At 63.6% G+C, this 19,694-nt stretch carries 16 protein-coding genes; 12 read left to right on the forward strand and 4 right to left on the reverse strand.

Annotated elements, in window-relative coordinates; translation table 11 throughout:
* Nucleotides 1-35 precede the first annotated feature (35 nt).
* On the forward strand, nucleotides 36-887 hold the full coding sequence (locus DL240_RS06635; RefSeq protein ID WP_158542403.1) for an IS3 family transposase: 852 nt from the start codon (nucleotides 36-38) through the stop codon (nucleotides 885-887).
* 81 nt (nucleotides 888-968) lie between these two features.
* Nucleotides 969-1,607, forward strand: coding sequence for a glutathione S-transferase family protein (locus DL240_RS06640; RefSeq protein WP_111729084.1), 639 nt, complete (start codon nucleotides 969-971; stop codon nucleotides 1,605-1,607).
* A gap of 239 nt (nucleotides 1,608-1,846) precedes the next feature.
* On the opposite strand, the gene DL240_RS06645 is transcribed toward DL240_RS06640, so the two are convergent.
* Nucleotides 1,847-2,710, reverse strand: coding sequence for a hypothetical protein (locus DL240_RS06645; RefSeq protein ID WP_111729085.1), 864 nt, complete (start codon nucleotides 2,708-2,710; stop codon nucleotides 1,847-1,849).
* Between the two features lie 312 nt (nucleotides 2,711-3,022).
* Between DL240_RS06645 and DL240_RS06650 the strand changes: the two genes are divergently transcribed.
* From DL240_RS06650 to DL240_RS06670, 5 genes are all read left to right on the forward strand, one after another.
* Entirely contained in the window at nucleotides 3,023-4,051 is a 1,029-nt protein-coding gene (locus tag DL240_RS06650) for a 3-oxoacyl-ACP synthase III (RefSeq protein ID WP_111729257.1), read from the forward strand.
* A complete protein-coding gene (locus tag DL240_RS06655) occupies nucleotides 4,048-4,977 on the forward strand; it encodes an alpha/beta fold hydrolase (protein ID WP_199589759.1) in 930 nt (309 codons plus the stop codon). Before DL240_RS06650 ends, DL240_RS06655 begins: the two co-directional genes overlap by 4 nt.
* Nucleotides 4,974-6,668, forward strand: coding sequence for a fatty acid CoA ligase family protein (locus DL240_RS06660; protein ID WP_111729086.1), 1,695 nt, complete (start codon nucleotides 4,974-4,976; stop codon nucleotides 6,666-6,668). The genes DL240_RS06655 and DL240_RS06660 overlap by 4 nt, the downstream gene beginning before the upstream one ends.
* Entirely contained in the window at nucleotides 6,665-7,660 is a 996-nt protein-coding gene (locus tag DL240_RS06665) for an NAD-dependent epimerase/dehydratase family protein (RefSeq protein ID WP_111729087.1), read from the forward strand. Before DL240_RS06660 ends, DL240_RS06665 begins: the two co-directional genes overlap by 4 nt.
* A 247-nt stretch (nucleotides 7,661-7,907) precedes the next feature.
* Nucleotides 7,908-9,584 carry a 1-acyl-sn-glycerol-3-phosphate acyltransferase gene (locus tag DL240_RS06670; RefSeq protein WP_111729088.1) on the forward strand — a complete coding sequence of 559 codons (1,677 nt, stop codon included), beginning with the start codon at nucleotides 7,908-7,910 and terminating at the stop codon, nucleotides 9,582-9,584.
* A gap of 224 nt (nucleotides 9,585-9,808) precedes the next feature.
* Here the strand turns inward: DL240_RS06670 and DL240_RS06675 are convergent, their stop codons facing one another.
* Nucleotides 9,809-10,597 carry a hypothetical protein gene (locus tag DL240_RS06675; protein ID WP_111729089.1) on the reverse strand — a complete coding sequence of 263 codons (789 nt, stop codon included), beginning with the start codon at nucleotides 10,595-10,597 and terminating at the stop codon, nucleotides 9,809-9,811.
* A 74-nt stretch (nucleotides 10,598-10,671) separates the two neighbouring features.
* Complete coding sequence (locus DL240_RS06680; protein ID WP_111729090.1) at nucleotides 10,672-11,043, reverse strand: hypothetical protein; 372 nt, start codon at nucleotides 11,041-11,043, stop codon at nucleotides 10,672-10,674.
* Nucleotides 11,044-11,527: 484 nt separating this feature from the next.
* Here DL240_RS06680 and DL240_RS06685 point away from each other — a divergent pair, with 484 nt between their 5' ends.
* From DL240_RS06685 to glmS, 4 genes are all read left to right on the forward strand, one after another.
* On the forward strand, nucleotides 11,528-11,875 hold the full coding sequence (locus DL240_RS06685) for a histidine triad nucleotide-binding protein (protein WP_111729091.1): 348 nt from the start codon (nucleotides 11,528-11,530) through the stop codon (nucleotides 11,873-11,875).
* A gap of 125 nt (nucleotides 11,876-12,000) precedes the next feature.
* A complete protein-coding gene (locus DL240_RS06690) occupies nucleotides 12,001-13,782 on the forward strand; it encodes an SDR family NAD(P)-dependent oxidoreductase (protein ID WP_111729092.1) in 1,782 nt (593 codons plus the stop codon).
* 168 nt (nucleotides 13,783-13,950) lie between these two features.
* Entirely contained in the window at nucleotides 13,951-15,129 is a 1,179-nt protein-coding gene (locus DL240_RS06695) for a hypothetical protein (protein ID WP_146618150.1), read from the forward strand.
* A 192-nt stretch (nucleotides 15,130-15,321) separates the two neighbouring features.
* Complete coding sequence (gene glmS, locus DL240_RS06700; protein WP_111729094.1) at nucleotides 15,322-17,157, forward strand: glutamine--fructose-6-phosphate transaminase (isomerizing); 1,836 nt, start codon at nucleotides 15,322-15,324, stop codon at nucleotides 17,155-17,157.
* A gap of 128 nt (nucleotides 17,158-17,285) precedes the next feature.
* Here glmS and DL240_RS06705 read toward each other — a convergent pair whose 3' ends face one another.
* Nucleotides 17,286-18,317: an MBL fold metallo-hydrolase gene (locus DL240_RS06705; RefSeq protein ID WP_158542404.1), complete on the reverse strand. Its 1,032-nt coding sequence runs from the start codon at nucleotides 18,315-18,317 to the stop codon at nucleotides 17,286-17,288.
* Nucleotides 18,318-18,543: 226 nt separating this feature from the next.
* On the opposite strand from DL240_RS06705, the gene DL240_RS06710 reads away from it, so the two are divergent.
* On the forward strand, nucleotides 18,544-19,563 hold the full coding sequence (locus tag DL240_RS06710) for a hypothetical protein (protein WP_111729096.1): 1,020 nt from the start codon (nucleotides 18,544-18,546) through the stop codon (nucleotides 19,561-19,563).
* Nucleotides 19,564-19,694: the final 131 nt, after the last annotated feature.

Consider the following 19,694-nt stretch of genomic DNA (forward strand, 5'->3'; position numbering starts at 1 on the left):
GACCCTTTTGGCTCAGGGTGGCGCTCCGAGGATTGATGGAACGTCACCCGGCCGTGAGCGAGCGGAGGTTGTGCGGGCTCTTGGCGCTGAATCGCTCGACGGTCTGGCGTCAGAAAAAGGGTGTGAGCCGCCGGGTGGTCAACCTCGAAAAGGAGCGTGAGAAGCGCGAGCTCGTGCAGCGTATGGCGGAGCTTGTTGAGGAGTACCCGACATGGGGCTACCGCCGAATCTGGGCCTGGCTTCGTTTTCGAGACCTGCTTTGCATCAACAAAAAACGTGTCGAGCGCTTGATGTGCGAGAACGGCTGGCAGGCCCGCTGCATCGTAAATACGCCTCGCCCGCGTGTGGCTCAGTCTGTTTCACAAGCCTCACAGCCCGATGAGCGTTGGGCTATGGATGCGACGAGTTTGTATTGCGAACAAGACGGCTGGATTGGCGTGATGGCGGTGATTGACTGCTGCACCCGCGAGATTGTTGGCATCGACGTCGCTCGCCGTGGCCGCGCTGTGGAGGCGCAGCGAGCCCTGGAGAGCGCCTGTTTGAAGCGTTTTGGCCTTATCTACCCCAACGGCGAGTCGCGACCGGTGCTGCGCAGCGATAACGGCAAGGTGTTCACGTCGAAATCCTTTACCGGAAGCTGCAAGCAGTATGGCCTCACACAGGAATTCATCACGCCCTACACGCCGCAGCAGAACGGGCTGATTGAACGCTTCTTCCGCTCGCTCAAGGAGGAGTGCATCTGGATGACCAACTTCAAGACCTTTGCGCAGGCCCGGGAGGCAATCGAGACCTGGGTCGAGTTCTACAACGCCGAGCGGCTCCACCAGGCGCTCGGGTACAAATCACCGGCTGAGTATGGTGCTCAGTTTGGCGAGTTGGTGGCTTGATTTATGGGGGGCACTACAGTGCGGTCTTCATTATCGATATCCGATCGCTACATTGCGCACCTCATCACCAAGAGATGCACTATGGAAGACCTGATTCTCACGACTTTCGAATGGGTTCCCGAGACGCCGCGGGGTTATGTGCGGGACATTCGCGTACGATGGGCATTGGAGGAGGCGGGGCTACCCTATCGGGTGGAGAGCGTGCCATTTAAAGGGCGTGACACGGAGCATTTCTCCCATCAACCCTTTGGCCAGGTGCCCTGGTTGACCGATGGAGACATCTCCATCTTTGAGAGCGGCGCGATCCTGCTTTATCTGGGGAATCGTAGTGAGGCGCTGCTGCCCGCTGATCCTCAAGAACGGGCTGAGGCGACCCAGTGGTTGTTCGCCGCCCTTAATTCTGTGGAGATGGCGAGCCTGCCCTGGTCCATCTTTGTGTTTTCCGGATACACCGGCGATACGCCCGGATGGAAACGTTTGGAAGAGTTTCTGGAGGCTCGCCTCAATCATTTGGAGCCGGTTCTGGCCGAGCGTGATTGGCTCGCGGGAACCTTCTCGGTGGCCGATATCCTCATGGCGGATGTGCTGCGTCTTGTCGATCGTTTCGAGAGGCTGGAGGGACATCCTGCCTGCCGTGAGTATGTCGCGCGCGCTACGGCGCGCCCGTCCTTTGTGAAAGCGCACGCCGATCAGCTGGCGCATTTCGCGGCAGCGGACTGAGAGGGGGCGTGCGGACGTCCTGTTCTGGCTGCCGGTAGGAGTTGGTCGGTAGGCAATCTGAGGCAGGGGCGCGCTTTGGACGGGTTCGCCTGCGAGATGGCTGGCCCGCTCCGAGCTAAAACTTCGCTCGTTAGTAGGGGGGGCTGTTTAAGAAGGGGAGCTGATGATGGCGCGGAACAAAAAAAGCGCCCGGTTTCCCGGGCGCTTTTTAAGATGGCGAGGCGAGCCTTAACACAGGTTTAAGACTTCGGTTCACTCTCGGAGAGCTGCGCTTCTTCGACGCTCGGTGTCGCGTCGGCCTGTTGCGGCGCATCTTCGAGCTTTTCGGCCTGCTCCACGGCGAAGCCGGCCCGCTTGAGCTCTTCTTCGAGCAGCTCAAGGCGCTCGCGGGCAGCGTCGAGTTGGCGCTGGGTGACTTTGTAGGCCTTGTCATTGTTATCGGCGCGCCGGCGCTGCTTGTCGACTTCGCGGGCGGTCTTGCTGAGCTTGCGCTTGAGATCCTGTTCGGCGCTGCGGACCTCATCGGCCTGTGCTTTGTTCTGAGATTCGATGCGCGCGCGCAGTCGCTCAATCTCGTCACGCTGTCTGGCGAGTTCGTCGGTATCGAACTCGGTCTTCTCCACAGCGGGCGCGGGTTGTTGAGCGGCCTTCTCGATTGTCGCCTTTGCTTCTTCGCGGGCGGAGGTCACGCGCTGATTGGCGTTGACCAGCTGGCTTTTAAGGTCAGCGATTTCGGCGCGGGCCTCTACGAGCGCACTCTGATCGACGCCGGCGGCTTCTTCGCGGGCCTGGCGAGCGGCTTGACGGGCCTCTTTCAGATCATTTTTGAGGTCGTAGACCTGGGTTTTAAGTGCTTTGGCATCGGCCTGGGCGTCGGAGAGCTGCCGTTCGAGTTTGGAGGTATCGACGCTCGGGGCGGCGGGCTTATCGGGAGCGGACTTCTGGGGAGCTTTCGCGCTGCTCTTCTTTTCGAGCTTCTTCTCGCGCTCTTCCAGCTCGGCGAGTCCAGCGTTGTAGGCGCGTTTGGCGCGGTTGCCTTCCATAAAGAGGACGACGCCGGCGATGAAGGCGATGACCCCGATGGCGATGTAGAGGACTTCCATGGCAATCCCTGCGTAGCGCCGCTCGTCGTTCGGCGCGGTCGGTAAAGGCGGTGGTGGAGCGGATGACGTGGAGGGGACCTGGTGCGATGCGACGAACCATCGGGCGAGGTCCTGCTTCCGGTGGAGCCAGACCACGAGTACGTCGGTCTGATCTTTGTGCCGCGGGTGCTCCGGGCACGCGTGTTTGGCGGGCATAAAGACGCGTGGTCTTATCACCGGCGCTCTTGGAGCGTCAAGGCGACCGGCCTGCAGATCGCCTTGATGCGACAGGGGGCGGCGGGCATACTCCCGGCGCAAAGAGAGGTGGTTTCAATGAGCGTAGTGAAGTTTGAACATGTGGGTGTGGCGGCGATCGCTGAGATGCGGGCGCCACGGGCGATGAGCTCCGCGGAGATCGAGTCTCGACTGGAGTCGGCGATGGCTCGGGCCGGGTTGCCACCGGGGCTGATTTACCAGCTAACCGGCATCGCGGAGCGGCGAGTCTGGCCGCCGGGAGTCCTGGCCAGCGTGCCGGCGGCGATGGCGGGTCGCAAGGCCCTGGAGCGAAGTGACGTCTCCCGCGAGCGGATCGGGGTGCTGGTAAGTACCTCGGTGTGCAAGGATTACATTGAGCCCTCGGTGGCTTCGATGGTGCATCGCACGCTGGAGCTGGGGTCGCACTGTCTGAACTTCGACGTGGGCAATGCCTGCCTGGGGTTTTTGAACGGCGTGATGATCGTGGGGGACATGATCGAGCGTGGTTCGATCGAGTTCGGGATGATCGTCGATGGTGAGTCGAGCCTGGAGGTCATTGAGGCGACGATCGCGCGGCTCAATGAGCCCGGGTTTCCCGTGGAGAAGATGCGTGAGCAGCTGGCGACGCTGACCCTGGGCTCCGGGGCGGCGGCCATGGTACTGGGGCGCCGCGAGCTTCTGAATGATGGAGCCCCGCAGGTGATCGGGGCGGTGACCGAGGCTGCCACCGAGCATAACGATCTGTGCCGCGGGCAACGCGACTGGATGGAGACCGACGCGGCGATGCTCCTTGTGCGCGGTGTGGAGCTGGGTCAGCGTACCTTCGCCCGGGCGCAGGCCGAGCTGGGATGGTCGCCCGGGGCGCTGGATCTGGTCTGCGCCCACCAGGTGAGCGCCGTGCATATGACGCGGGTGGCTGAGGCGCTGGGCCTGTCGATGGATCGTTTTCTTAAAATTTACCATGACCACGGCAACGTGGGGCCGGCCTCGATCCCGATTGCGCTGGCCAAGGCCGTGGACCAGGGCCGGGTTGGACCCGGCGCCCGGGTGGGATTGATGGGGATAGGCAGCGGTTTGAACGCTTCGATGATGGAGATCCGATTTTGACGCAACCACAGCTTCACCCGGGCACTGACGTGGTCAGCCCGCAGCTCTTTCCCTACTCGCCGAACTTTCATGAGGTTGAGGGCGGGCATCGCCTGCACTATGTCGACGAGGGGGAGGGCCCCGCGGTGCTGATGGTGCATGGCAACCCCACCTGGTCGTTTTATTACCGCAACCTCATTGAGGCGTTGCGCGGGGAGTACCGCACGATTGCACCGGATCATATTGGATGCGGGCGCTCGGATAAGCCGGGCGATGCGAGTTACGCCTATACCCTGGAGCGCCGGGTCGAAGATCTGGAGAGCCTGGTGGCGTCGTTGAAGTTGGAAGGGCCGTTGACCCTGGTACTTCATGATTGGGGCGGGATGATCGGGATGAGCTTCGCGGTGCGAAATCCGCATCTGGTGGGGCGGATCGTGCTCTTGAATACGGGGGCGTTTTCGTTGCCTCAGACCAAGAAGTTCCCACTGCCGCTGAAAGTGGCTCGCGATAGCGGCGTGGGAGCGGCGCTGGTGGAGCGTCTCAACGCGTTTAGTCGGACCGCTTCGCGTGTGTGTGTGACCTCGCCGCTTTCGGCCGAGGTGCGCCGGGCTTACGAGGCGCCCTACGATACGCCGGAGCATCGCATCGCCACCCTGCGCTTTGTGCAGGACATTCCGCTGGGCCCGGGCGATCGGGCCTGGGAGCTGGTCAAGAGCACTGAGAGTCGACTCGGGGAGTTGGTGGACCGTCCGATTTTTATCGGCTGGGGATATAAGGACTTTGTGTTTGATCGGCACTTTCTGGCGCGCTGGAAGGAGATCTATCCGCAGGCGACGTATGTCGAGTATCCGGAAGCCGGACATTACGTGCTCGAAGATCGCCGCAAGGACCTGATTCCGAAGATCGTGGAGTTTATCGGGTCGACCGACGCCTGGGAGTCGAAATGAGCGTGGCCCCCAGCACAGAAGAAGTGGGGGCGGCGAGCTCCGACCCGAATATCGCGCGGGCGATCACGGCGATGGCCCGGGCGATGCCCGATGCGCCGGCGATCCATCTTCCCATTGCCCGTGCTCCCGATGGCACCTGGCGTTATCAGACCACCAGTTACGCCGAGCTTGATCGGGCTAGCGATGAGATCGCCGCCGGGCTGCATGCCATTGGCATCGGGGCGGGAACCCGCTCGGTGTTGATGGTCAAGCCGTCGATGGAGTTCTTTGCACTGACCTTCGGGCTCTTTAAGGCCGGAGTGGTGCCGGTGCTGGTCGACCCGGGGATGGGCATCAAGAATCTGAAGGTATGTTTGGCCGAGGCTGCGCCGCAGGCGTTTATCGGCATTCCGAGTGCGCATGCCGCTCGTCTGGTGCTGGGCTGGGGCCGTGGGACGGTGGAGCACACGGTGACGGTGGGTCGGCGCTGGCTGTGGGGCGGGCATACGCTGGAGCAGGTGCAAGAGCTCGGGGCTCGGGCCACCGGCTGGCAGCCCCCGCAGGTGCGCGCCGATGAGCTGGCCGCGATCTTGTTTACCAGTGGCAGCACCGGGGTGCCCAAGGGGGCGGAGTACACCCATGGGAACTTTCAGGCGCAGGTGGAGTTGATCAAAGCGACCTACGAGATTGAGCCCGGGGAGATCGATCTGCCGACCTTCCCGCTCTTTGCGCTTTTTGATCCGGCGCTGGGCATGACGACGGTGCTCCCCGAGATGGACTTTTCCAAGCCCGGGGAGGTTGACCCACGCCACCTCATCGAGCCCATCAAACAGATGGGCGTGACCAACATGTTTGGTTCCCCGGCGGTGCTCAACCGCCTGGGACGCTATGGCCAGGAGCATGGTGAGCGGCTGCCGGGGCTCCAGCGGGTGATTTCGGCCGGGGCGCCGGTGCCGGCGGTCACGCTCGGGCGGGTGCAGGCGATGCTCGATGAGGGGGCGCAGATCTTTACGCCGTACGGGGCGACCGAGTCGCTGCCGGTGGCGTCGATTGGCAGCGAGATGATCCTGGGAGAGACCGCCGCGGCCACCGATCAGGGGCAGGGGGTCTGCGTGGGCCTCCCGGTGGCGGGCGTGGAGGTTGAGGTGATAGCGATTAGCGATAAGCCGATCGCGCGCTGGGAGGACGCACAGGTGTTGCCGGCCGGTGAGATCGGGGAGTTTGTGGTCCGGGGCCCGCAGGTTACCCGCGCGTATTTTAATCGCGAGGCGTCTACGCGTGACGCAAAGATCGCCGATGGCGACCAGGTGCGTCATCGCATGGGCGATGTGGGTTACTTTGATGCGCAGGGGCGGATGTGGTTCTGCGGACGTAAGACGCATCGGGTGGTGCTCGACGATGGGAGCACGATGTTCACCATCCCGGTGGAGGCGATCTTCAATACCCATCCGAAGGTCTTTCGTACGGCGCTGGTCGGCGTACTCCGAGCCGGCAAGCGCGTGCCGGTGTTGTGTGTGGAGCTGGAGAGCGAGCATCAGGGGGCGGTGCGAGAGGATGTGCGCCGCGAACTTCTGGCGCTCGGTCAGGCGCATGAGAAGACGCAGACGATCCACGAGATCCTCTTTCATGGCGGGTTCCCGGTGGACGTGCGGCATAACTCCAAAATTTTTCGAGAAGCCCTCACCGAGTGGGCGCAGGAGCAGCTCAGATGAAGGTTCTGGTCACCGGTGGTGGTGGGTTTCTTGGCGAGGCAATCGTCGATCAGCTTCTGGAGCGTGGCGATCAGGTGCGCTCGTTGGCCCGGGGTGATTACCCGCATCTGCGGGAGAAGGGCGTGGAGGTCGTACGCGGTGATCTTTCGGATGCCGCGGCGGTGAGTCGGGCGGTACAGGGCTGTGAAGAGGTCTACCATGTGGCGGCCAAGGCCGGGGTGTGGGGTCCGTATCAGGCCTATTATCAGGCCAATGTGGTCGGCACCGAAAACATCCTCCAGGCCTGTCGGGAGCATCGGGTTGCTCGCCTGATCTACACGAGCACGCCCAGCGTGGTGTATGGCGAGGGGGCGCTGGAAGGGGTGGATGAGTCGGTGCCCTACCCCACGCGTTATCTCACGGCGTATCCCGAGACCAAGGCCCGGGCGGAACAGGCGGTACTGGCGGCCACTTCGGAGACGCTCCAGACGGTGGCGTTGCGCCCGCATCTGATCTGGGGTCCGGGGGATAATCACCTGGTGCCGCGCATCATCGATCGGGCGCGCCGAGGAAAGCTCAAACGGGTCGGTGACGGTCGGGCGCTGGTGGATTCGGTGTATGTGGACGACGCCGCCCGGGCTCATCTGCTGGCGGCTCAGGCGCTGGCCACCCACGGGCGGCCCGCCGGAAAGGCCTATTTTATTACGCAGGATGAGCCGATGGCGGTGGGCGCGCTGATCGACAAGATCCTGGTCAGCGGTGGTCTGGAGCCCTTAACTGCCGAGGTGCCGGCGAAGGTTGCCTACGCGGTGGGCTGGGTGCTGGAGACGGGCTACCGCCTGCTGGGCAAGCGCGAGGAACCGCTGATGACGCGCTTTTTGGCCAAGCAGCTCTCCACGGCGCACTACTTTGATATCTCGGCGGCCAAACAGGACTTCGACTACCATCCTCAGCGCACGATCGACGAGGGGATGGAGGCTCTGGGAGCCTGGATTCGCGAGGCCGGGATCTGATCCCCGGTGGAGCGTCGGGTGGGGTAGGGGCGTGCGGGTGCCAGGTGTTCGATCTTTTGTTTCGTGTACGGGTGCCAGGCGTTCGATCGTAGTTGGGAAGCGCGGGTGCCAGGCGTTCGATCGTGATGGGGGAGTGCGGGTGCCAGGCGTTCGATCGTAGTTGGGAGGCGCGGTGCTGCGTTGCCAGCGGAGTGTCGCGCGGCTACGATGGCGCCGCCGATGACGACTTTTTTAAGTGAGGCGCCCGATGTTTGACGCATTGAGCAAGCAGGAGAGTTCGCCCCTCTTTCGACTGGCCACCGAGCGCCCGAAGTTGGTTGCCGAGGTCAGCCGTCGCGCGTTCAACGATGTGGTGCGTGCCTCGCGGGGGGCAAGTGGCGCCGGGCTGGAGTATGTGCTCAACGATGCGGCCTATCAGGAGATCGCACGTTTGCAGAAGGAACGCGGCGTCGAAGAAGAAGTACGCTCCAGTGGCTGGTGGCGACACATGTCGCGCAAGCTGGCGACGATGCCCGAGCCCAAAAAACGCGAGATCTTGTGGTCGCTCGTAGAGAGCTACGCCGATGACGTGGCCGGGCGCTTCAACCCCTGGGTCTATAAAGTGGCGACCGGGGCGCTGCCCATCGGTTTGAGCTTTTTATTCAAAGCCCAGGACTTGCCCCGGGTGGCCGCCATGCCCACTCGCCTGGGGGAGTTGAGCGAGGCGCTCTCCCATGTGCGGGATCTGACCCAGCGGGTGGTCTTGCAGGGCGATCTGGCCACGCTGCGGGTGCTGGCCAAGAAGGGCACCCTGGTCTTTGTGCCCACGCATAGCTCGAATATGGATTCGATCCTGGTGGGTTGGGCCCTCTATGAGGCGGGACTCCCGCCGGTGACGTATGGCGCGGGTAAGAACCTCTTTACCAACCCGCTGATGAGCTTCTTTATGCAGAACCTGGGGGCGTACAAGGTCGATCGGCGCCTGCAGCATCGTCTCTACAAAGATGTGCTCAAGACCTACTCCCAGGTACTGATCGAGCGGGGGTATCACAGCCTCTTCTTCCCCGGTGGTACGCGCAGCCGCTCCAATGCCGTGGAGCAACACCTGAAGCTGGGACTTTTGGGCACAGCGCTCAGTGGTTACATCCACAACCTGATGCGCGATCCGCAGGCCCGGCCGGTGTACATTGTGCCCCTGACCATCAACTACAACCTGGTGCTGGAGGCCGATAGCCTGATCCAGGATCACTTCCGGCGCGAGGGCAAGGGGCGCTACCTGCTGGAGAACGATGAGTTCAACCAGCTCTCGGCGATCACGCGCTTTGTGATGAACACCATGAAGATGGACTCCACCACGATCCTGCGCTTTGGGCAGCCGCTGGATCCTTTTGGCAACCAGGTGCGGGTGGACGGGGAGAGCTACGACAGTCGCGGCCGGCGCGTGGAGCGGATTGACTACGTGCGCTCGGCGCGCTCTGGCGAGGTGATCGAAGACCTGGCACGCGATCGACAGTACACGCGTTTTGCCGGGGAGCGCATCGCGCAGGCGTTTCTGGAGCATACAGTGCTGATGCCCACGCAGGTGGTCAGCTGGGTGCTCTTCGATCTCTTGCAGCGACGTTTCCCGAGCTGGGATGTGTACCGGCTGGTGCGCTTTGGGGCCGAAGAGATCCTTCCCTGGGAGGAGGTCCACCAGGCTGTGGAAGATGCGCTCGCTCGCCTCAAGCTGCTGGAGCGGGCCGGTCGGGTGCAGCTCTCGCCATTTCTGCATGAGGCCGCCCCCGATCGGGTGGTTTACGAAGGGCTGGAGTATCTGCGGATGTATCACGTGCCCGAGGTGGTCAAGAGCTGGGCCGACGGGGTGATGCTGCAGAAGCTGGAGGTGATTTACTTCTACGGCAATCGTGTGCGGCCTTTTGAAGAGGCGATGCGCGCGCTGCCTTAGAGCTTTCGAGTGGCGACATCAGGGGAGGGAGCGGGTGCCAGGCGTGTGTACACCTTCGAGGTGTGACCGGGTGTCAGGCGCTCGAAGATGCGCGCACGCCTGGCACTGGTCCAAGAACCCCAAAACCCGCTGCCGGTCAGGCCGGGGCGGGTTTCGCAATGCGGGCTGCAGACTTCAGGCGCGCGGTAGCGCCTTAGCTCGTGGCAGCAGTGATAGGCCAGACATCACTGGGGCAGGATGTGGCCGACCAGGGTGTTGTTGCATCGAGGCCCATTGGGCCAGGGACTGGGCGGGCAACTCACGCCAATCGGGCATAGTGGGCCGGAGATTGCGATGGACATGCATCCGCACTCGCCATCGCAATTTCGCACGCGAACTTCAGACAGGTTGCAGGTGTTGTTGCAGGTGCTGACGAGTTTTTGGTTGGCGTAGCACGTGTCGTTGAAAGACAGCGTGCCCGGGCGTACGTCGCAGTACTGGTTGGTGACCCGGTAGATCGGGAGTGCACCCTCGACGGCGTCCAGGGTGACCGCGCCCTCGGCGAGCATGGGGGCGGTGATGGCGCCGGCCTGGCCCTGAGCGACAAAATCGGTGGCGGCGTTGCCGTCGAGGGTTTCGGCGTTGGCGGCGCTGGCTGCTCGGGCGGCGTAGGGCACCGAGCCCACCTCCAGACGCGGAGCCATCTCGGTGTCGGTGCCCACTTTAACGCCCAGGGTCAGGGCGGAGAACTGCGCGAAGAGCTCGGCATCAAGGCTGGTGATCGTGCCCACGTTGTGGGTGAACGCGCCCTGATTGACGGTGACCGCAGCCAGCTCGGTGAACACCTCGTTATCGGCGTCATCGTAGAGGCGGAAGCGGATGTCGACCTCTCCGTCGATGGGGTTTCCATCGGCGTCTGTCAGGTAACCCTGGACCGGGTAAAAGGTGGGAACTTCGGCGAAGGCTGTCGGCAGCGCGATGGCGATGGCCGCCAGGGCTGCAGCGAGGCTGGTAGCGATTTTTGAGAGGTTCACAGGGGGCTCCCCGGGGTTTGGCCGAGGTCTGCGCAGGGCAGACGGGCTCGGTTTTAGTCATGGGTCGTACGGTATTAGTTTCCGGCACCGACCGCTGGTCGGACTTTGTGGTTGGCACTTTCCGCCGGGGCGGCGGTGGGGGCGCCCAGGTTCATGCGCAGGCGGTAGTTTGGCGAGCTGGCTTCTCGGGCGCCGGCGCGTTGCTGGAGCATCGAGCCCACCTGGGACTCGGGCTCAGGATCTGCATCTTGGTCGGGATCGGGGGTGGTGCCGGTGTCCTCTTGATCCTGCGGGTCGGGCTCTGAACTGGTGTCTCCACCGTCTACCTGAGCCTCGGGCGTGGGTGGGCGGTTGGCCGTGTCGCCGATGTTGCAGGCGGTGGTCAGGAGACCGGCGCTGAGAAGCAGCGACGTTCGAAACAATGATCGTGCAAAAAGGTGACGCATGGAGACTCCCATGGGGGGCAACAAAGTCGTCAAAGTCGATGTGTGTCGGAGGCAAGCCCAACACCGGTCACGGACAGCTCTCCTCTCGAGGAGAGTGCGGATAGGAGGTCCGCTCAGGGGGCCCCTGACTTCAGAGGGGGATGGTTCGCCGTATTTAAGAGGGGCGTCACGATAAGGGATCGAGCCGATCAAATCAAAGCGCGGCTGGTCTTTGCCCGGGAGCGCAGGAGCTCGTGGCGAGGAAGGCCGGCGGAGGGATACATAGATGTGACTCCCCGGGCTGTGGAGGGCCGGGAGCGTGCGGGGGACGTTGTGATGTCCAGACGTATCGTACGGTCGGGTGGGAAGTGGTTTGGCAAAGGTGGCCGGCGAGCCTATGGTTTGTCGGCACTAGGAACACCTGTGCAGCGATCGGGGGGATGGGTGAGGCGAATCGATCGCCGGATGTCTGTGGTGATGTATCGGCTAAATGTAAGGAGAGAAGGTGAGCGAAGAGACGATCTTTTCGAAAATTATTCGCGGGGAGATCCCCTGCGACAAAGTCTACGAGACCGATGAGGTGCTGGCCTTTCGTGACATCAACCCGGCTGCCCCGGTGCATGTGCTGGTGATTCCCAAGCGCTCGATCGTGCATGTGGGGCAGGCCCACCAGGACGACGCGCTCTTGCTGGGCAAGTTGATGCTGGCGGCAAAAGAGGTGGCCCGGCTGGAGGGGCTGGAGGAGAGCGGGTTTCGCCTGGTGATCAACAACGGCGCCGAGGTCGGGCAGACGGTCTTTCACCTGCATGTCCATGTGCTGGGCGGACGGGCGTTTAGCTGGCCTCCCGGCTGAACAGGGCGTGAGCCTCGTGAGGGCGGGGCCTGGGCTGGGCGGGCGGTGGTCCGTGCGGAGGGGCACGTGGATCCGGGGGGATGCGGCGTGGCGAGCCCGGTCGAGACGCCAGCAGAGGAGTGAGGATGGGTGCGTTTGATGGAAAAGTCGCGTTGGTCACCGGGGCCGGTCAGGGGCTGGGGCGGGCCTATGCACTGGCGCTGGCGTCGGCCGGGGCAAAGGTGGTGGTCAACGACCCGGGTTGTGAGCCGCGCGATGATGCCCTGGTGAGTCTGGCCGAAGAGGTCGTGGCCGAGATCAGGGCGCTGGGGGGAGAAGCGGTGGCGGATCGCGGCTCGGTGGCCTGGCGAGCCGACGCCCAGGCGATGGTAGCGCGGGCCGTCGAGTGCTTTGGGCGTTTGGATGTGCTCATCAACAACGCCGGCGTTCTGCGGGATAAGACGCTGGTGCGCATGAAGGAGCAGATGTGGGATCAGGTCCTGGATGTGCATCTTAAGGGCACCTTTCTGGTCACCCGTTTTGCCTTTGAGCAGATGCTTCGCAGCGGTCGTGGGGGGCGCATCATCAACACCTCCTCGTATGCCGGTCTCAAGGGGAACTTCGGTCAGTCCAATTATGCGGCGGCCAAAGCGGGAATTGCCGGGCTTACGCGTACGGTGGCGCTGGAGGGTGCGCGCTACAACATTACCTGCAACGCGATCGCGCCGCTGGCAAAGACCCGTATGAGCCAGGCGCTGGCGGAGGTGCCGGAGAGCTTTCGCGCCGAAGACGTGGCGCCGCTGGTGCTCTGGCTGGCCAGCGAGGAGTCCGCCGGGGTGACGGGGCGAGTGTTCGGGGCGCACGGGCGCCACTACTTTGAGTATGTGGTGGAGACCACCCCCGGGGTGGCGCGAGAAGAGCCCTGGACGCTCGAAGAGGTCGGGGCTCATTTTGAGGCGATTACGGCCAGGCCCCGAAGCGTCATCGGGAGAGGAGGCTGTGAGGATGTGGCCCGGGAGGAGGCGCGTGAGGGCATCGTCGGTCAGGCATCTCCGCACGCCCAGGGCCCTCGTGAGGCGGCGGTGGGCAAGACCTTTGAGATGCCCGCGCGTCGTCTCACCGCGCCGGAGATGATCGCGTATGCCGAGGCGGTTCACGAGCGTCAGCCGCGCTACTTGAGCGAGGAAGTGGAAGGAGGGCTGGTGGCTGCGCCTCTTTTTGCGGTGCAACCTCTCTTCAGTGGGTTGGAGGCGGTGCTGGCCGATGAGGAGCTGGCGGTCGATCTTCTGCGTTTGGTGCATGGCGAGCAGGAGATGATCTTTTACGACGTCCTTCGTCCCGGGGACCTGGTGGTGCCGAGGGCTGAGATTGCGTCGGTGGAGGAGAAATCGTCGGGCTGGCTGGTTCAGGTGCGTCAGCATCTGATGCGGGAGGGCGAAGCGGTGGTGGAGGCGGTGAGCACGCTCTTTGTGCGCAAGCGGTCGCCCGGGGCTCCGGCGCCGCAAAGCGAGGCGAAGCGCGCCGCTCCGAAGAACTCACCGGCCGAGCCGGCCCCCGATGTTCCAGAGGTGATCTTCAGCCAGGAGGAGGTCGTGGCTGAGGATCAACCCCGGCGTTACGCCGCGGCTTCTGGAGATCATAACGCCATTCACCTGGATGCGTCGGTGGCAAAGGCTGCCGGGCTGCCCGATGTGATCTTACATGGTCTCTGCACCATGGCCTTTGCGGCCCGGGCCGCTGTCGACGGCGTGGCTCAGGGGCGTGTGGAGCGGCTCCGGCGCATCAAGGTGCGTTTTGCCCGACCGGTCTTTCGTGGCGAGCGCTTGAGTACGCAGATTCGGGAGCGGGAGCCGGGGCGTTTTTTGTTGGAGACGTTGAATGAGAAGGGCCAGCCGGTGCTCTCCCATGGCGAGGTGGAGATCGGCTGAGAGAGGACCGGGACTCGTCGATGACGCGCTGCGGCGTTTGCAAAGCTCGGGGGGCTGTCGCTACCATGGTGGGCTATCCACGATACGTGATGCGTGCGTCGGTCATGCAGGGGCACACTCTGCGACGAGGCGTCGGAATATGAGTTTTGGAAAGAAGAGAGGCAGGCCATGAGAGATCGACTCCGAGTTCTGGCGCTGGTGATACTGGCTGCAGGTTGGATGGTGGGCGCGGGATGTACCGGAGACGCTCCCGGGGGCACGAATGGGCTCGATGCCGAGAGTGGCACCGACGTCGGGGGCCAGGAGCGAGACGCCGAAAGCGGGGGGGATGTGGATTCTGACCCTGACGCGCAAGATGTTGCCGAGGATGGTGGCCCAGACAGCAGCGTGCCGGACACCGATCCGGGGCCCGATGAGGAGGACTACCCGCCGGTGGCGTGTGCTTATCCTTCGGACGATGCTGCCTGCCCGCAGGGGCCTTATGGTCCGGGGAGCCTCTTCTCGAAGTTTGAGATCGTGACCGACAAGACCTGCTGCGCCGATCTCAACGGCGATGATCGCATCGATAACTTTTTGGGCGCCGATGTGGTGGGCGCGCTGGGGCCCTTCCTGGGGGGAGACGTCAATGGAAATATTGCGCTCGCCATTGAGCGCGGGCTGCTTATGTACTTGATGGAGGCCCGCGACTGGGGCAACACCGCGTTTGATTCCGCCCTGGAACTCAAGGTGTTGGAAGGGGATTATTCGGTGGAAACACCGACGACGAACCTGGCCGGGGAGGGCTCGGTGGTGGTCAGCGCCGAGAGTTATGAAGGCGGGGAGCCGCGCTTTGCGTTTGCCTCGGCTCGGGTGGATGAGGGGGGCACGCTGCGGGCCACCGGCGGCAAGCTCAACGCCGCGTTTCCCGGGATGCTCGACGCGATCGTGTTGGAGCTGACCGATGTGCAGATCCGTGCCCGGGTGGTCGAAGACCCGCCGGCCGATCTTCAGGCCGGTGGAGGTTTTGGGCTTATGGAAGGAGAGCTCGCCGGTGTGCTTTTACGCGATCGCTTTTTTGAGTCGATGAACGAAGCCGCCCTGGCCTGTGAGTGCATTCAGGATACGCCGCTGCTCTTTACGTACGACGGCGCCGGTAACAACGATCGTTATGTATGCGAGCTCGAGCAGAGCGATGTGAGCAACTGCAACAACGCCTCGGCGGCCTGTAAGACGCTGGCCAACTCTCAGCTCTGCCATGCGCTGGGGTTGCTCTCCGGTGCGGCGGATGTCGATACCGAGGAGGGGCGCGCGTTTAGTATCGGGGTGCGCTTTGAGACGGTGCCCACCGAGCTTCAAGAGGCTCCCTGAGCCTTGTCGTTTCGGGATCGCACCTTGATGGTGAGCAGGACCCCGAAGATGTGCTAGAAGCGAGGCGGTCGAGAGGCCGCCTCGCCGTATTTAGGCCGGAGGGGCGGCCGGGTAGCCGGCGCTTTAGGCGGCGGGCAAGATAAGTTCGACGACAGGGATGTCCCGAGAGCGGATCAAAAGAGCGAGGATTCTATGTGTGGAATCGTGGGGTATGTTGGGGAGCAGGCGTGCAGTGATATTCTGCTTAGCGGGCTTCGGCGGCTGGAGTATCGCGGCTATGACTCGGCCGGTATCGCCATCGCTGACGACGCGGGCCAGGTGCAGATCTGCCGCGCCGAGGGGAAGTTGGCACGTCTGGAGGCGGCGTACCATCGGGAGCCTTTCGAGGGCACGATCGGTCTGGGACACACCCGCTGGGCAACCCACGGACGGCCCACCGAACTCAACGCCCACCCGCACCGCGCCGGTCAGGTGGTGGTGGCGCATAACGGCATCATTGAAAACTACATGGAGCTCAAAGAAGAGCTGCGCGCCCGCGGCCGTGAGTTCTCCAGTGAGACGGATACCGAGGTGGTGGCGCACCTGATCGACGATGCGCTGGAGCAGGGCGCTGAAAGCCTGCACCAGGCTACCTGCCAGGCGCTGGAGCGTATTGAGGGCTCCTACGCGCTGCTGGTCATGCTCAGCGACAACCCCGAGGAGCTGGTGGTGGCGCGTTTTGCCTCCCCGATGGTGGTGGCCTCGGGCCCCGGAGGGGCTTTTGCGGCCTCCGATGTGCCGGCGGTGCTCAGTCACACCCGGGAGTTCGTGTTTTTGGAAGATGGCGATACCGCGGTGCTTAGTCGCCAGGGGCTGCAGATTTTTGACTCGGCGTGCGCGTCGGTGGAACGGCCGGTCAAGCGCATCAGCTGGGATCCGATCTCGGCGGAGAAGCAGGGTTACAAGCACTTCATGCTCAAGGAGATCTTTGAGCAGCCGGCTCGCATCATCGATACGCTCCGCGGTCGGGTGAGTGTGGAGCGTGGCGAAGTCAATTTGCCCGAGCTGGGACTGGATGAGGCCTCGGTGCAGGCGATCGACAAGCTGGTGTTTGTGGCCTGTGGCACCAGCTACTTCGCTGCGCAGGTCGGTCGCTACATGATCGAGCAACACGCTCGCATCCCGGTGGAGGTGGAGCTGGCCAGCGAGTTCCGCTACCGCGATCCGATTGTCAGCAACAATACGGTGGTCATTGGCGTGAGCCAATCTGGCGAGACGGCCGATACGCTGGCGGCGCTGCGTGAGGCGCGCGCCCTGGGCGCGCGCACCCTGTGCATCTGCAATGTGATCGAGTCGACCATTGCCCGCGAGAGTGACGGGGTGCTCTACACGCACGCTGGCCCCGAGATCGGTGTGGCCAGCACCAAGGCGTTCACCACGCAGCTGGCGGCCATGGGGATGCTGGCGATTTGCCTGGGGCAGCTTCGGGGCGCGCTTGGCGAGGAGCAGGCTCGCGAACTCATTGAGGCGTTGCGGCAGGTGCCCGCCGAGATGGAGGTGATGCTGCGGGATATGGCGCCCTACGAGACGATCGCGCGTCAGTTCTCCCGTTCGCACTCCTTCTTGTATCTGGGGCGAGGCAATCAGTTCCCTATCGCTGCCGAAGGGGCGCTGAAACTCAAAGAAATCAGCTACATCCACGCCGAAGGTTACGCGGCCGGTGAGATGAAGCACGGCCCGATCGCGTTGATCGACAAGCAGCTTCCGGTGGTGGTGCTATGCCCTCGTAACCGGGTCTATGAGAAGACGGCATCCAACCTCGAAGAGGTTCGCGCGCGCGGCGGACGCATCATCGCCATCGGGAATCAGGATGACTCCCGGCTGGAGGCGTTTGCCGATGTGGTCATCGGACTACCGGAGGTTCCGGAGTTTGTGCAGCCCTTGATCTCGGTGGTGGCCGTTCAGCTGATTGCCTATCACATCGCCGACTTTAAGGGCACCGATGTGGATCAGCCGCGCAACCTGGCCAAGAGTGTGACGGTCGAATAAGGGCGTCTTAGCGCATCATGCAAAAAGCCCGAGGCTGCGAGCAGCCTCGGGCTTTTTGCGTTGGTCTGGTTAGAGAGGGAGCTTTGGGCGGACGGGCGCGGAGCCCGTTCTGGCCGAAGCGCAGGGGGTTAGCGCGTGACGTAGCGCGGCCCCTCATCGGAGTCGAGGCGGCGCGCTTCGCCGCGCGCGACCAGGCGCTGGAGATGGGTGTCGGTGTTGGCCAGGTACACCCACCAGCGTGAGGTGGGCTCCAGCTCTTTGCCGCCGACCATGCGCGTGGCCAGCGTGTAAAGATCGGTGGGTTCGGCGTTGAGGGCCTGGCGAAGCGCAAGGTCGTGGCTCTCCACCTGGTGGGCGGAGCGCTCCACGGCCCGGGCGATATCATCGCCGCGCTGGTGGGTGCCATGGCCGGTGAGCAGGAGTTCTGCCGGGAGGTCGGAGACGCGGCGCAGGCTGGCCTCGTAAAGATCGAGATCGTCGCCCATCGCCCGACTCAGTGGGCTGGGCATGGCCAGCAATAGATCGCCCGAGAAGAGCCACCGGCGAGTGGGCTCCCACAGGGCGAGGTGGCTCGGATCGTGGCCGCGGGCATCGACCAGTTGCAGCCGCAGCGCGCCCACGGCGATCGACTCGCCGATCTCGTAGCGTCGAGTGTGGGTCAGCGCGCCGGGGCCGAAGTTCTCGAGCATGCGCGCACCCCCGGCGCTCCGACCGAGCCTGGCGGCCAGGATCTTGGAGCGCAGCGGCTCCGCAAAGGCCTCTTCGACCCAGGGGGTCCAGTCGTTGACGCGATCCTGATAGTGATGCCACTGCCCCAGCTCGGCCTCGACCCAGGGCCAGATCATATGCGGGGCATCGTTGCGTTGTTGCAAAAGCGCGGCCGAGCCCATGTGATCGATGTGGCTGTGGGTGTACAGCCAGTCGGTGACCGCCGCGATGCCCCCGAATCCCAGCTCTACCAACGCATCTTCAAGAAGTTGCAGATCCCAGGGCCAGCCCGGATCGATGACGGCCAGCGTGTCGCGGTGGCGGTATACAAAGGTGTTGACCAGCAGCGTGCCGACGGGGTTTTTCAGGCGCAGCCGCCACAGATCGTCTTCAATACGTACGGAGCTGCCCCAGGGGCCGCGCAGATAAGTCTCGGTCGAAGGATGTGTCACAGGGGGGCCTCGCACGTTGCGGGTGGACGCCGGGTGAGCAGGCGTCGCGGGGGGGGGAGCGCAGAGCTACACCCGCCGAAAGATGTTGCCAAGTGGCGAGTTGCCCGACGATCGCCTAAACTGGGAACCGTCGAGTACAGCTTGTGTGGCCGCCCCGCGCAGCGGGGGGGCCTGAAGATAACGATGACATGCCCCCGCATATTTTGTGCACACAGAGGATGAGGCGATGATGAGCAAGCGGCGGATCTTTGCGGCGTTGATGGTGGTGGGCCTGGGGCTGGGAGGATGCAGCTTTGATCCGCAAACGCCCGCGTACTCCTCGGAGGACGATACGGGATGGAACATCGGCGATCCCGACGCATCCGGTGACTCCGGCGCGGATGTGAGTGGCTCTCAGCCTGATACGGGCGCGCCTGATACAGGTACGCCGGACACGGGTACGCCGGACACGGGTACGCCAGATACGGGCACGCCGGACACGGGTACGCCGGACACGGGTACGCCAGATACGGGCGCGCCAGATACGGGTACGCCAGATACGGGCACGCCAGATACGGGCACGCCGGACAGCGGTACCCCGCCCGATACCTGCGATGGCATGGAGGTGGATCTCTTAAGCGATCCGCTCCACTGCGGTGCTTGCGGCAATGCCTGCGATGAGGGCTTCGGAGTTTGTCTGAACGGGCAGTGTGAGTGCAGCGGTCAGATGGAAGCCTGCGGTCAGGAGCACGAGTGCGTGGAGGTGATGCGCGATGCCAACAACTGCGGCAGCTGCGGCAACACCTGTCCCGACGGCGCGATCTGCAATCTGGGCCAGTGCGAGTGCCGTCCCGGATTAACGCTCTGCGGCGGTGAATGCGTCGATACCGAGCGCGATCCGCGTCACTGCGGCGCCTGTGATACCAGTTGCAATCTGGGGCATTGCCAGGCCGGTACCTGTGGTTCTGGTGGATGTGAGGATTGGGTGCAGTACGAGTGCTCCCAGGGTGCGGGACTCGCCTGCATTCCGCTGAATGAACGAGTCCACGCGCTCTACTGTGGGCCGGAAGCTATTGGCGGCAATACCTGTGGCGAAGTCTGTTCCGCCGATCAGATATGCCGTCGGAGTTGGGGCGGTGTCGGGTGTACCGATGTGCGGCCGGCACGTGGCTGTCTTAACTGCCCCTGCGACGACTGTGAGGACGACGAGCGCTGCCGTGATGACCTCCCCACGCTCGCGCCGGGCGCTTACTGTGTGGAGCGCTAATACTCCACCAAATTTGACAGGGGGAGACCGGCTGTTACACTGATCGACCGGCGTCTCCCCTGTGCCGACCTCTTCGTCGGCACAGGGGCCCGTCGGTTCACCGCGCGCCAGGGCTTCGACGCGCGTGGCTC

The organism is Lujinxingia litoralis (assembly GCF_003260125.1).
Classification (GTDB): domain Bacteria; phylum Myxococcota_A; class Bradymonadia; order Bradymonadales; family Bradymonadaceae; genus Lujinxingia; species Lujinxingia litoralis.